Below are 13744 nucleotides of genomic sequence, written 5' to 3'. Positions count from 1 at the left end.
GTTGGCGGGCAGGGCCGCAGACTGGCGCACAGATTGCAGAATCACCGGGAGGCATGCGTGACAATCCTGTCGGTGAATATAAGTCAAATGATTTCCCGAGCTCGTTCTGTGAATGGAACATTCGGGAACTCCGGTGCGTCTTAGCAGTCAGACCCATCGACTGCTAACATTCCTTCCCATGAGCACGCAGACCATGTCCCACGCCCTGGTTGCCAACAGCCTCCCGACCCTCAATCCGCTGGGTTCGCTGGATGCCTACATCGGCGCCGTGCACCAGATCCCGGTGCTGTCGGTCGAAGATGAGCAGGCGCTGGCGCAGCGCTACCGCGACGACGATGATCTCGACGCCGCACGCGAGCTGGTGCATTCGCACCTGCGCTTCGTCGTGCACGTGGCCCGCGGCTACAACGGCTACGGCCTGCCCCTGGGCGATCTCATCCAGGAAGGCAACATCGGTCTGATGAAGGCGGTCAAGCGCTTCGATCCCGACGTGGGCGTGCGCTTGGTGAGCTTCGCCGTGCACTGGATTCGTGCCGAGATGCACGAGTTCATCCTGAAGAACTGGCGCATCGTCAAGGTCGCCACGACCAAGGCGCAGCGCAAGCTGTTCTTCAACCTGCGCAAGAGCAAGAAGCGCCTGGGTTGGCTCAACGCGGCCGAGGTCAAGGCGGTTGCCGCCGACCTCAACGTGTCCGAGCGCGAAGTACTGGAAATGGAGTCGCGTCTCTCGGGTCGCGATATCGGCTTCGACGCGCCGGCTGGCGAGGACGACGACAATGCGCCGCCCGCGCCGGTCGCCTATCTGGTCGCCCGCGACGAGGACCCGGCCCAGCTCTACGAGCGGACCGACAGCGAGGACAACAAGCTCGACCTGCTGCGCGAAGGCATGGCGACACTCGACGCCCGCTCGCGCGACATCATCAGCCGCCGCTGGCTCGACGACGAGCACAAGGTGACGTTGCAGGAACTGGCCGACGAGTACGGCGTGTCCGCCGAACGCATCCGCCAGGTCGAAGCCAACGCGCTGAAGAAGATGAAGGCGCTGTTCGCGGCCTGATCGGCAGCGACGCCGCACAGTCTCTGCAAGCCCGGCCTAGCGCCGGGCTTTTTCGTAGAGCCGGGGGTACGCTTCGCGGTCCCCGGTTAGACCACCTGTATCCATGACGTTCTGGATCGTGATGTACGCCATCGGTGCCGCGCAGGCGGCGATGCTGTCGCTGGCGTTATGGCGCCGCACTGCCAATCCACAGGCCAACCGCGTGCTGTCGGTCTGGCTCGCATTGATCGCGGCGGACCTGACGCTCAAGGCCGCGTATCTGGCGGCGCCGGGCGACGGGATTCTGCATGCATTCCACATGACCCGCCTGCTGCCGTTTCTCTACGTCAGCCTGTTCTTCATCTACGTCCGTGCGCTGACGACGGGCCGGGGATTCGCGCTGACCGATGTCCTGCATGCCGTTGGCTTCTTGGGTGCATCGGTCTGGGCGGTCTGGCTGCTGTGGTCGGACGGCGCGTCGACAGGCGGGCGCGGTTGGACACCCGCCTGGTTCGATCCGGCTCAGTTCGCTTCGGCGGCCGCCTATCTGCTGGCAGCGCTGGTGCAGGTACACCGTTATCGGCAGGGCCAGCTGCAGCAACGAGCCGATGCGGATCGCGGGTCGTTGCGCTGGATCGTGCTGATGGCGGCGTGCCAGCTCGTCATCTGGGGCATTGCGGCGGCGCACGTGGCGTTGCGTCTCCCTTACATCGACTACTGGCTGATCTATGCCGCCGTCGCGGCTTGGGTCTGCGTGGTCGGCTGGTGCAGCCTGGCGCAGCCGCCGGTGGTCGCGCTTCCCGTCGACGATGAAATGGCAGCGGATACCGCCTTGCCCGCCGTGTCCGATGACCCGCGCACAGCGGACGTAGAGGCGCGGCTTTCGCAGCTGATGTCGCACGACGCGCTTTATCGTGCGCCGGCTTTGACGATCGCCCAGCTCGCGCGTCGCAGCGGCTATCCCGAGTATCTGGTGTCGACGGTGATCAACCGTCGCTCCGGTGGCAACTTCTGGGATTACGTGAACCGGCATCGCATCGAAGCGGTGTGCGCGTGCCTGTCGGACCCGCAAGACGCGCGAACGATCCTCGACATCGCCTACGACACCGGGTTCACGTCGAAATCGACCTTCAACGCCTCGTTCAAGCGGTTGGTCGGCGAGACACCGAGTGCCTATCGCCAGCGACGCGCGCACCCCTCCGCGCGTGATGGCGCAGAAGCCACGCGCACACCGCCAGATTGATCAGCCAGCTGCACCAGGCCGCCGTGATGTAGGTCGCAGCGAACGGAAACCGGAACAGGTCCCCCAGTCCGAGCATCAAGCGCAGCGTGATCGCCGCTGCGGTCAACGCGATGCTGTAGGCCATCCACGTCCGGTGGCCGGCCGTGTCGCCGATGACCGCGAGCCGGATGCCGTTGCCGGTGACGCCAAGCCACAGCAGCGCCAGCATCGCGAACCCGATCGCGCTGGGCAATCCCGTCTGCGCGGCGGGCGCCAGGGACAGGCCGGAGATCCCGCCGATCAGCACCGCGCTGGCATACAGCCAGCCGCCGATCCGGTGCAGCGCCGGCCAGTACCGCCGCACGTATGTACTCAGCTGCAGGGGCGCCAGCAGCAGGGCGAGGCCGGCTCCGAAGAAGTGTGCCGGCACGTCCCAGCCGGAGATCGCGAACTGCACAGCGAAGGGATTGTGTGGCGAATGGCTGCGGAACAGGAACGCGAAGGCGTAAGCGGCCACCAGTACGCAGGTGAGCGAGAACACGAGGTACGGAAGCAGGACGGCCAAGGCCCGGATACGGCGTCGCATGTGTCACTCCATCAGATCGATGGAGGCAGGCTGGGCGATCAGGCGCGACCGGTCGTCCGGAACGGCGGAATCGGACGTGTCCGGGCGTCAGAACGTGCGATTTGGCGGGATCGCACGCGGTCCGCATGGCGATTCCATGGTGCAACGAGAAGCCCGCGCGCCGCCCGACTCACCACTTGAACAGCACCAGGCTGATCGCCAGCGCCGCCATGCCCGAGACCAGGCCGTAGACCGTCTCGTGGCCCTTGGCATAGCGCTTGGCGGCGGGCAGCAGTTCGTCGAGGGCGAGGAACACCATGACGCCGGCGATCAGGCCGAACACGACGCCGAACACCGGCTCGGACAGGAACGGGCGCAGCACCGCGTAGCCGATCAACGCGCCCAGCGGTTCGGCCAGGCCCGACAGCAGGCAGGCGAGGAAGGCGTAGCCCTTGTTGTTGGTGGCGAAGTACACCGGCACCGCGATCGCGATGCCTTCGGGGATGTTGTGGATCGCGATGGCGAACGCGAGCGGCATGCCGACGCCCGGGTTTTCGAGCGTGGCGAAAAACGTCGCCAGGCCTTCGGGGAAATTGTGCGCGGTGATCGCAACGGCGGTCAGCAGGCCGACGCGTTTGATGTAGCTGGCGTTGTGCTCGCGGAAGTAAGGATCGTCGACTTCCAGTCGCTCGTGCGGGTTGGGCACCAGGCGGTCGATGCCGACGATGAACAGCAGGCCGCCTAGGAACGAGAGCGTCCCCCAGGTGAAACCGAGCTGTTCGCCGTAGGCGTTGGTGAAGGCGAGGATCGACTTGTCGAGGATCTCGGTCAGCGACACGTAGACCATCGCGCCGGCCGCAAACGCCAGGCCGAACGACAGCAGGCGCGCGTTCGGCTGCTTGGAGAACAGCACCAGCAGACTGCCCAGGCCGGTCGCCAGGCCAGCTGCGGTGGTGACCGCGAGCGCGATCCAGAAGTTGTGGGTCGAGATTTCGAGCATGCGCGGAAACGCCGGAACGTGTGGAGGGGAGACTCAGCCCGGCTGCGGATTCGGCTTGGTGGGGCGCGCGGCCATGCTAGCCGATGCGCGGTGTATCGGGTCCGTCACTGTCAGGCTTCATGGCCGGTTCTGCATCGAGTGGCGGTCCGAAGATGATCCGCGCCGCGCGCTGGTAGCTCCAGTACGCCCAGGTCCAGTTGAGCAACACGACCACACGGTTGCGGAAGCCGATCAGGAAGAACACGTGGGCGATCAGCCAGAACCACCAGGCGAGCACGCCGGACAGTTTCAGGCGGCCGAAATGGACGACGGCGGCCATGCGGCCGATCGTTGCGAGGTTGCCGAAGTCGCGGTAGGCGAACGGCGTCGTCGACTGGCCGCGCAGGCGCGCGCGAATGCTGCTCGCGACATGCCGCCCCATCTGCTTGGCCGCCGGCGCGACACCCGGCACCGGCTGACCGTTACTCTGGATCGCAGCGAGATCGCCGGCGACATAGATGTCGGGATGGCCCGGCACGCGCAGATCCTGTTCGACCTGGACCCGGCCGGCGCGGTCACGCGGCGCATCGAGCAGGGCGCCGAGTGGAGACGCCGCCACGCCCGCGGCCCAGATCACCGTCTTCGCGGCGACGCGCTGGTCGCCGAGACGGTAGCCGTCGCCATCGATATCGGCGACCGGGGTGCCGGTCTGCACTTCGACACCGAGCTTCTGCAGCTGCCTGCGCGCCTTGTCCGACAGATCGTCCGGGAAGGACGACAGCACGCGCGGGCCGGCCTCGACCAGGCGCACTTTCGCCTGCGCCGGATCAATGTTGCGGAACTCGCTGCGCAGCGTGTGACGCGCGATCTCGGCCAGCGTGCCGGCGAGTTCGACGCCGGTCGGACCGCCGCCGACGACGGCGAAGCTGAGCCAGGCGGCACGCCTGTCAGGATCGGTTTCCGCCTCGGCGCGTTCGAACGCGAGCAGCAGCTTGCGACGCAGCAGCAACGCGTCATCCAGCGTCTTCAGGCCCGGCGCATGCGCGGCCCAATGGTCGTTGCCGAAATAGGCGTGCGTGGCGCCTGCGGCGAGGACCAGGGTGTCGAAGGCGACCGTGGTGCCATCTGCGAGCGCGAGCGTCTTCGCGACCGCGTCGATGCCCTGGACCTCGGCCAGCCGCACTTCGACATTGTCCTGGCTGCGCAGGATGTGGCGCAGCGGCGCAGCGATATCCGGCGCCGACAGGCCGGCCGTCGCCACCTGGTAGAGCAGGGGCTGGAACAGGTGATGGTTGCCGCGATCGACGAGGGTGATCCGCACCGGATCGCGCGCCAGCGCGCGCGTGGCCCAGAGGCCGGCGAAACCGCCGCCGACGATGACGACGTGGGGAGTGCGATCGGAGCTGGGCATGGGGTCGACGTGCGTGGGGTTGGCCGATTGTAGGCGGCCGCCCGGGGACACGATGTCAGGGTTCGGACCTGTAGGAGCGCGCTTGCGCGCGATGGGCTTCGGTAGAGAGCACCTGTCGCGCGCGAGCGCGCTCCTACAGGAGACGCGTCGCGTGTCTCAGAGCCGCGCGCGCTGCGCGGCCAGAGCGTCGTGCTGCGCGGTCCAGTCGACGAGGCGCTGACGTTCCTGATCGACGACGGCCACCGGCACCTTGTCGCTGAACTTCGCGATTTTCGCGGCGCTCTTGTCCTTCTCCGACAGCACGCGGGCGATCTCCTTGTCGAGGCGCGCGCGCTCGGCGTCCAGATCGACCAGACCTTCGAGCGGCACGAACAGCTTCACGTCGCCGACCAGACCGGTCGCTGCCGGCGGCGGGTCGCCGTCGACAGCGTCGATGCGATCGAGCCGGTTGAGGAACTTCAGCTGCGAATCGAAACGCTGCAGACGCGCGCGCGAGGCCTCGCTGCCGGGCTGCACCAGCAGCGGCACCTGCTTGCCCGGCGACACGCCCAGTTCGCTGCGCACGCGGCGCAACGCGGTGACCATCTGTTTCAGCCATTCGACGTCGGTGGTGGCCTGCGCGCATCGTGCGATCAGATCACTGTCGGGTGCCGGGTAGGGACGCAGCGAAATCGTCGCGTCCGTGATGCCGACGCGCGGTGCGACCTGGCGCCACAGTTCTTCGGTGACGAACGGAATCAGCGGATGCAGCAGGCGCAGCAGCGATTCGAGCACGTGCAGCAGGGTGTGACGGGTGCTGTTCGCGGCCGCGGCGTCATCGCCGAGCAGCGCGGGCTTGGCGAGTTCGACGAACCAGTCGCAGAAGTCGTTCCACGCGAACTCGTACAGCGTCTGCGCGAGCAGGTCGAAGCGGTAGCTGGTGAAGTGCGCGCGCGCCTCGTCGGCGGTCGTCGCCAAACGCGCGAGGATCCACTTCTCCGCATCCGTCGTCGGCTCGGGTGCACCGTCGGCGCTGAAGCCTTCAGTGTTCATCAGCACGAAGCGCGTCGCGTTCCACAGCTTGTTGCAGAAATTCTTGTAGCCCTCGGCGCGGCCGAGATCGAACTTGATGTCGCGGCCCGGGCCGGCCAAGGCGGCCATCGTGAAGCGCAACGGGTCGGCGCCGTGGGCGATGATGCCGTCCGGAAATTCCTTGCGCGTCGCCTTCTCGATCTTCGGCGCGTCCTTGGGCCTCATCAAGCCGGCGGTGCGCTTGGCGACGAGGTCTTCGATGCTGATGCCGTCGATGATGTCGAGCGGATCGAGCACGTTGCCCTTCGACTTCGACATCTTCTGGCCGTCGCGGTCGCGCACCAGGCCGGTCATGTAGACGTCGCGGAACGGCACCTGGCCGGTCAGGTGATCGGTCAGCATGATCATCCGGGCGACCCAGAAGAAGATGATGTCGAAGCCCGTCACCAGAACGCTGGACGGCACGAAGTGGTCGAAGCCGCGCTCGGCCATCGCCGCCTCGTCCGGCCATCCCATCGTGTTGATCGGCCACAGGCCCGACGAGAACCAGGTCTCGAGCACGTCGCTGTCCTGGGTCAGCACGACATCGGCGCCGAGCCCGTTGCGCGCACGCGCTTCGGCCTCGTCGCGGCCGACATAGGCCTTTCCGTCAGCGTCGTACCACGCCGGAATGCGGTGGCCCCACCACAGCTGGCGGCTGATGCACCAGTCCTGGATGTTCTCCATCCAGTGGCGATAGGTGCTGGTCCAGTTCGGCGGGACGAACTTCACTTCGCCGCTCTCGACCAGATCCATTCCGCGCTTGGCGAAACCGTCCATCGCGACAAACCACTGGTCGGTCAGATACGGCTCGATGACCTGGCCGGTGCGGTCGCCGCGCGGGACCTGCAGCTTGTGCGGCTTCGTTTCGACGAGGAAACCGCCGGCTTCGAGCTCGGCGAGCACAGCCTTGCGTGCGTCGAACCGGTCGAGGCCGCGGTACTGCTCGGGCGCGTTCTCGTTGACCGCGGCGTCCGGGGTGAACAGGTTGATCATCGGCAGGCCATGACGCTGGCCGACCTGGTAATCGTTGAAGTCGTGCGCAGGCGTGACCTTGACCACGCCGGTGCCGAACGCGCGGTCGACATAGCCGTCGCCGATGATCGGAATCGTGCGACCGGTCAGCGGCAGCACGACCGATTGGCCGATCAAATGCGCGTAACGAGCGTCATCGGGATGCACCATCGCCGCGGTGTCGCCGAGCATGGTTTCCGGGCGCGTGGTCGCGACGACCAGATAGTCGCGCGTCTCGCGCAGCGTCTCGTTGCCGTCGGCGTCGACTTCGACGTGTTCGTAACTGGCGCCATCGGCGAGCGGATAGCGGATCGACCACAGCGAACCGTCTTCTTCCTCGCTGACGACTTCCAGATCGGAGATCGCGGTCTTGAGCACCGGATCCCAGTTGACCAGGCGCTGGCCGCGATAGATCAGGCCTTCCTCGTGCAGACGCACGAAGGCTTCAACGACCGCCTGCGAGGGCAGCGGATCCATCGTGAACGTCTTGCGCGACCAGTCGCCCGAGGCACCGAGGCGGCGCATCTGGCGCTCGATCGTGTCGCCGGACTGGCCCTTCCATTCCCACACCTTCTCGATGAAGCCATCACGGCCGAGCGAGTCGCGGGTCTCGCCCTTGCCTTCGAGCGCGAGGTTGCGCGAGACGACCATTTCCGTCGCGATGCCGGCATGGTCGGTGCCCATCTGCCACAGCGTGCGATGCCCCAGCATGCGGTGGTAGCGGATCAGCGCGTCCTGCAGCGTGTGCTGGAAGGCGTGGCCCATGTGCAGCGTGCCGGTGACGTTCGGCGGCGGCAGCAGGATCGTATAGGCCGGGCCATCGCCCTGCGGCTGGAAAACGCCGGTCTTCTCCCATTCCGCGTACAGGCGCGCTTCGAAGGTGCCGGGGTCGTAGCTTTGGGCGAGGGACATAAGACGTGGGATTCGGAATTGGGGATTCGGGATTGGGCAGAGCAGGGATCACGGCGGGGGCGGAGTTCGCGTTCGAATCCCCAATTCCCAATCCCGAATCCCCGCCTCTCACTCACATATCGTATTTCGCGACGTCCAGACCGGCGGCCTTGTACTGCTTCCAGCGCTCGCGCAGCGGTTCGCGCGCGGAGTCGTCGGCCGGCACCACTTCGAGCACGCGCTCGAAACCCGGCGGCGCAACGGCGTCGCGCAGGTTGATGACCAGCGCGCGCATCGGCGCGTCGACGTCGGGCGTGGCGATAAGGACCGGAGTTTCGTCGTCCTCCTCGTCCATGCCGGCGATCTGGTGCGGGATGTAGGCGTCCTCGCCCATGTCCCACAGCATGTCGTCGAGCGCTTCCGCCTGCTCGGCGTCGCGAGCGAGGATCAGCGTCCACAGTTCGGCCGCATAGGACTTGCGGACGAGTTCGCACACCAGGCGCAGCGGTTCCTCGCGGAAGCGCGGCTTGGCGATCAGGTAAAAGTCGGCGCGGGCCATGGCAGTGGCGGTCGGGCCGGAACCGGGGACGCGGCGCGATGCCGCATCCCCGCAAGGCCCGGACCGGTCAGGCGACCTGGTCCATGAGCCACTGGCTCAACAGGCCGACCGGGCGGCCGGTGGCGTAGGCCATCTTGCCGCTGCCGCTGGCACTGCCGGCGATGTCGAGATGCGCCCAGCGCTGGCCTTCGGTGAAGCGCGACAGGAAGCAGCCCGCCGTGATCGCGCCGCCCCAGCGACCGCCGATGTTGTAGACGTCGGCGAAGTTGGAATCGAGCATCGACTGGTATTCGTCCCACAGCGGCAGACGCCAGGCGCGGTCGAACACGTGCTCGCCGGCGGCCAGCAGTTCGGCGGCCAGATCGTCGTGCTTGCTCATCAGGCCGGTGGCCTGGGTGCCCAGCGCGACCATGCAGGCGCCGGTCAGCGTGGCAACGTCGACCAGTGCGGCCGGCTCGAACCGCTCGGCGTAGGTCAGCGCGTCGCAGAGGATCAGGCGGCCTTCGGCGTCGGTGTTGCCGACTTCGATGGTCTTGCCCGACATGCTGGTGATGACGTCCGACGGGCGATACGCGTCGCCGTCGATGCCGTTCTCCACCGCCGGCACGATCACGTGCAGGTTGATCGGCAGGTCGAGGCCGACCGCGGACACGAACGTGCCCATAACCGTCGCCGCACCGCACATGTCGAACTTCATTTCCTCGATGCCGCCCTGCGTCTTGAGGTTGACGCCGCCGGTGTCGAAGGTGATGCCCTTGCCGACCAGCACGAAGGGCTTGGCGTCGCCGCCGTTGTTCCAGCTCAGCACGACCAGACGCGGACGGTTGGCCGAGCCGCGCGCCACGGCGAGCAGCGCGCCCATGCCCAGCGCTTCCATCTGCGCGTCTTCTAGCACTTCGCACGAGGCCTTGTCGAAGCGCGACGCGAAGGTCATCGCCTGCTCGCCGAGATAGGCCGGGTTGCAGATATTGGGCGGCAGGTTGCCGAGTTCGCGGGCGAACTTCACGCCGGCGGCGATCGCCTTGCCCTGGGCGACTGCGTCGGCGTCGTCGCCGACGATCGAGATCGCGGTCAGCGTATCGGGCTCGCGCTTCTTGTTCTTGGCGCCCAGCGTGGCCACATAGCGATACGCGGCGTGGTCGGCGGCGACCACGGCCTGGCGGATCTTCCACGCGGTGTCGCGTCCGGCGACGTCGAGATCGGCCAGTGCGATCGCGGCGCTGGTGCTGTTGCCGTCGCGCAGGGCGCGGACAGCATCGGCGACGGCCTTGAGGTACTGCGGCACGCCGAATTTGGCGCGTTCGCCCAGGCCGATCGCCAGCACGCGCGGCGCAGTGACACCCGGCAGGTCGTGCAGCAGGCTGGTGCGACCGACCTTGCCGGACAGGTCGCCACGTGCGGCGAGGGCGGACAGACGGCCGCCGCTGGCGGTGTCGATCGCGGCGGCAGCGCCGGCCAGCGGACCGTCGGCGAAGACGCCCACGACGAGGCAATCGCTGGACAGGGCGGCGGGGGACGCTTGGTTCAGGGAGAATTCGAGGGTCATCAACCAGATTCCATGGGGTGATCGGTACACTTCACGGTCCAGCGCGCGGCGCCCGTGTCAGGCTTGCCGCCGCAGAAGCGCCGTGTTGGCGCGGCTGGACGAACCCCCAAGTCTAAAGCAAAGCCCCCATACCCGATGTCGAAGCTCGACCGATACCTGTCCCGAGAGCTGGCCCAGTCCACATTCGCCGCCCTCGTGGTGTTGCTGATCGTGAGTCTGGGCGGCGTATTCGCGGACGTGCTGAGCGATATCGCCCGCGGCCGGGTGCCGGCCAGGCTGATGCTGGCCCAGCTGGGGCTGATGGTCATCAACTACATGCCGCTGATCCTGCCGCTGGGTCTGATGCTGGGCCTGATGCTGGGCTTCGGCCGGATGTATCGCGATTCGGAGATGCCGGTGCTGACCTCGGTCGGCGTCGGGCCGCGGCGCATGCTGCGGCCGCTGTCGGTGGTGGTCGTGCCGATGCTGCTGGTGATCGGCGCCTGCTCGCTGTGGCTCGGACCGTGGGCGCGCGATTACTCGCAGCAGATGATCGAAGCAGGGCAGCGCAGCCTGCTGGTGTCGGGCCTGGAGGCCGGGCGCTTCGTCGAGTTCCCCGGCGGTGGCGGCGTGGTCTACGTCAATGCCATGTCCGACGATGGCAGCAAGCTCGGCCGCGTGTTCGTCTATCGCCAGGACGAAGGGCGGATGGATGTCACCACCTCGCTGACCGGCGCGCTGAGCGTCGACGGCACCGAGCGTTTCCTGCGCCTGGATGAGGGGTTCCGGGTTGAGGGTCCGCTCGACGGTGGCCTCGACTACCGCCTGATGCGCTACGCCAGCAACGAGCTGCGCCTGCCGGCGGTGGAGTCGCGCGCCGACGGCGACGATCCCGAACTGCAGCCGACCTTCGCGCTGTTCGGCGATGCCCGCCCCGAGGCGCACGCGGAGCTGCACTACCGGCTGGCACCGCTGCTGCTGACCTTGGCATTCGCGCTGCTGGCGGTGCCGCTGGCCCGCAGCCCCCCGCGGCAGGCGCGCTACGGCCGGATGATGATGGGCTTCCTCGCCTATGTGATGGGCATGAACCTGATGATGCTCGGCAAGGACTGGGTCGCCGAAGGGCGCATCCCGGTCGCACTGGGCCTGTGGTGGCTGGTGCTGCCGCTGCTGGCCTTCGCGTCCTGGATGTATTTCACCGATGGCCGGGTCACCGCGCCCAAATGGAGGCGCGCAAAATGAAGCCCTTGCTGCGCATCCATGATCTGTATGTCGCCAAGGTCGTCACCGTGATGGTGCTGGCGACCTGGGTGGTATTGGTCGGCCTCGACGCGGTGATGGCCGGTGTCAACGAAATCGGCGCCGTCGGTCAGGGCGACTACACCTACTTCGGTGCGGTCACCTACATCCTGCAGACGCTGCCGCGCCGCGCCTACACGATGTTTCCCACTGCGGCGGTCATCGGCTCGCTGATGGGCCTGGGGCAGTTGGCGGCCACATCGGAACTGATCGCCATGCGCGCGGTCGGCTTGTCGCGCACGCGGCTGAGCGTCTCGGTGGCTTTGCCGCTGCTGGTGCTGACCGCCGTAATGGTGCTCAACGGCGAGACCCTCGGCCCGATGGCCCAGCGCAGCGCCGACAGCATGAAAGCCGCCGCGCGTTCCAGCGACATGATCGTCGGCCGTTACTCGGGACTGTGGGCGCGCGAAGGCGACACCTTCCTCAACGCGCAGAACGGCACCGAGATCGACGACGGCACCGGCGCCCGGATCCAACTGCAGGACGTGCGCCTGTTCGAGTTCGCCAGCGATGGTCGACTCGAGTCGGTGGCGCACGCCAAGACCGCCGAGCACGGCGTCGACGGCTGGCTCCTGCGCGACGTCCAGCGCACCTGGTTCGAACCGCGCGCGGTGACCCGGACCGAAGCGCTGGAAGAGCAATGGGACTCGCAGCTCGATGCGACAACCCTCGCTGCGAGCGCCAGCAACATCTGGCGCCCGCGCTACATGCCGGCGAGCGAACTACGCGCGGGTATCGATTACCGCCACCGTAACCAGCTCGACGCCAGCGAGTTCGAAGAGCACTACTGGGGGCGCTGGTTCTATCCGCTCAATGTGCTGGCGCTGTGCCTGGCGGCGATTCCGTTCGCCTTCGGTTCCCTGCGTAGCGGCAACGCGGGCAAACGTCTTTTCATCGGCGTCGTTTTCGCGCTGGGCTTCTGGCTGGGGCAGACCCAGATCGTCAAGCTCGCGGCCGTCTATCGTCTGGACTACCGGCTGGCCTATCTCGTCCCCCCGGTGGTCATGCTGATCATCTCGTGGACCCTCTTCCGTCGCCGGAGTGGGTGATCGCTCGTCGCTCACGCGGCACTGCCGCGTGACGGCCGTGAACGCCTCGCGTGCTTCGCGAAACCGGACGCGCGATCTAGCGAAGAGTCGATAGCGTGTCGAAAGAGGCCGCGCGGGTGCGCCAAGCGTCCGGCGTGTTTCGCGAGTCCGGAGCAGGCATCTCAAACGGCTTTTTGCTGCTGCTCTGCGGAGACGGCAGAGAACTTCGAGCCGTCGCCCCAGCGCACGCTGGGGCCCACTTTGATCTTCAGCGCCGGCACGAAGATCAAAATGGATGACCAGCCTTCGGCTGTTGAAAGGCGCCTCCAGCGTGCGCTGGGATGACGGGGCGGGGTCAGCCTTGCGCCCACATATGTTTCGCCGCCGCCCATCGCTCGACAGGGTCACTGCCAACACGATGCGCGCAGTGCCGTCATCCCGGCGCCGGCCGGGACCCAGTGACTTTAGCTTTGCGCGAGCCGCGCATCGGTACTCAGTCAATCGGCTGCTGAAGAACGATTTCGCCCTGGCAGTGAGGCCGCAGAGGAAACTATGAGCGAGCCCAAGTCACTTGATCCCGGCCTGCGCCGGGATGACGCCTCAGGTATCGAGGCGGCATTTTCGTCCCAAGCCAGAGCTTGGGCCTCGGTCTCTGAAACGCGGTGAATCAACCGCCGGCCGATCCCCGCTTCACCTCCCGCACCACCCGCGTCCCGCTCGCCCGGTCATGCCAGGTCAGCCGATCGCGATCGACCCACGCCCACCAGAATCCCAGGCCGCCGGCCAACAGCGACACCGTCGCCACACCGAACCGCATCCACAGCGCCCGCGTCGACGCCCGCCCGCCGTCCGTCGCACGGACGCGCAATCGCCATGGACGCATGCCCAGCGTCTGCCCACCATTGCGCCAGCTGATGACGGCATACAGCCCGGTCACCAGCCAGCACGCTGCCCACAACGCGAGCTGCAGCCCGCTCAGCGGCGCGATGTTTTCGTGCGCATCGTGGTGGCCGAGGAAGGTGAAGGCCGCGGTGAAGGCCGCCGACAGCAGCAGCCACAGGGCGAGCACCGGCCACAGGTCGTAGAACATCGCCAGCAGGCGCCAGCCGATCCAGGGCCGGGGCGGGGTGGTGGGCGGGGCGGGCGTGTCGGGCATCGACAAAGC

The 13744-nt window shown here is 67.1% G+C and carries 11 protein-coding genes; 4 read left to right on the top strand and 7 right to left on the bottom strand.

What is annotated here, in order from left to right; all coding sequences use genetic code 11:
- Positions 1–178 precede the first annotated feature (178 nt).
- Positions 179–1057, top strand: coding sequence for an RNA polymerase sigma factor RpoH (rpoH, locus tag J2W68_RS05175; protein ID WP_310233325.1), 879 nt, complete (start codon positions 179–181; stop codon positions 1055–1057).
- A gap of 103 nt (positions 1058–1160) precedes the next feature.
- Positions 1161–2279 (top strand): helix-turn-helix domain-containing protein, encoded by a 1119-nt coding sequence (locus tag J2W68_RS05170; RefSeq protein ID WP_310233323.1) that lies wholly within the window; start codon positions 1161–1163, stop codon positions 2277–2279.
- On the opposite strand, the gene J2W68_RS05165 is transcribed toward J2W68_RS05170, so the two are convergent.
- The 6 genes from J2W68_RS05165 to J2W68_RS05140 all read right to left on the bottom strand — a co-directional run bounded on the left by J2W68_RS05165 (position 2179) and on the right by J2W68_RS05140 (position 10273).
- Positions 2179–2844, bottom strand: a complete 666-nt coding sequence (locus tag J2W68_RS05165; protein ID WP_310233322.1) for a DUF2306 domain-containing protein — start codon at positions 2842–2844, stop codon at positions 2179–2181. The genes J2W68_RS05170 and J2W68_RS05165 overlap by 101 nt on opposite strands.
- Positions 2845–3013: 169 nt before the next feature.
- Positions 3014–3823, bottom strand: a complete 810-nt coding sequence (gene zupT / locus J2W68_RS05160; protein ID WP_310233320.1) for a zinc transporter ZupT — start codon at positions 3821–3823, stop codon at positions 3014–3016.
- A 76-nt stretch (positions 3824–3899) separates the two neighbouring features.
- Positions 3900–5213, bottom strand: coding sequence for an NAD(P)/FAD-dependent oxidoreductase (locus tag J2W68_RS05155; RefSeq protein WP_310233319.1), 1314 nt, complete (start codon positions 5211–5213; stop codon positions 3900–3902).
- Between the two features lie 156 nt (positions 5214–5369).
- Positions 5370–8189, bottom strand: coding sequence for a valine--tRNA ligase (locus J2W68_RS05150; protein WP_310233318.1), 2820 nt, complete (start codon positions 8187–8189; stop codon positions 5370–5372).
- Positions 8190–8301: 112 nt separating this feature from the next.
- Positions 8302–8727 carry a DNA polymerase III subunit chi gene (locus J2W68_RS05145; RefSeq protein ID WP_310233317.1) on the bottom strand — a complete coding sequence of 142 codons (426 nt, stop codon included), beginning with the start codon at positions 8725–8727 and terminating at the stop codon, positions 8302–8304.
- 67 nt (positions 8728–8794) lie between these two features.
- Positions 8795–10273 (bottom strand): leucyl aminopeptidase, encoded by a 1479-nt coding sequence (locus J2W68_RS05140; RefSeq protein ID WP_310233316.1) that lies wholly within the window; start codon positions 10271–10273, stop codon positions 8795–8797.
- Positions 10274–10408: 135 nt separating this feature from the next.
- Between J2W68_RS05140 and lptF the strand changes: the two genes are divergently transcribed.
- Positions 10409–11494, top strand: coding sequence for an LPS export ABC transporter permease LptF (gene lptF / locus J2W68_RS05135; protein ID WP_310233315.1), 1086 nt, complete (start codon positions 10409–10411; stop codon positions 11492–11494).
- Positions 11437–12600 carry an LPS export ABC transporter permease LptG gene (gene lptG / locus J2W68_RS05130; protein WP_310233489.1) on the top strand — a complete coding sequence of 388 codons (1164 nt, stop codon included), beginning with the start codon at positions 11437–11439 and terminating at the stop codon, positions 12598–12600. The genes lptF and lptG overlap by 58 nt, the downstream gene beginning before the upstream one ends.
- A gap of 646 nt (positions 12601–13246) precedes the next feature.
- On the opposite strand, the gene J2W68_RS05125 is transcribed toward lptG, so the two are convergent.
- Positions 13247–13735 (bottom strand): RDD family protein, encoded by a 489-nt coding sequence (locus tag J2W68_RS05125; protein WP_310233314.1) that lies wholly within the window; start codon positions 13733–13735, stop codon positions 13247–13249.
- Between the last annotated feature and the right edge of the window lie 9 nt (positions 13736–13744).

This window comes from Luteimonas terrae, from assembly GCF_031457535.1.
Lineage (GTDB): Bacteria > Pseudomonadota > Gammaproteobacteria > Xanthomonadales > Xanthomonadaceae > Luteimonas > Luteimonas terrae_A.
The sequence above is the reverse complement of the archived record's forward strand: the minus strand, read 5'-3'. Positions and strand labels throughout refer to the sequence as shown.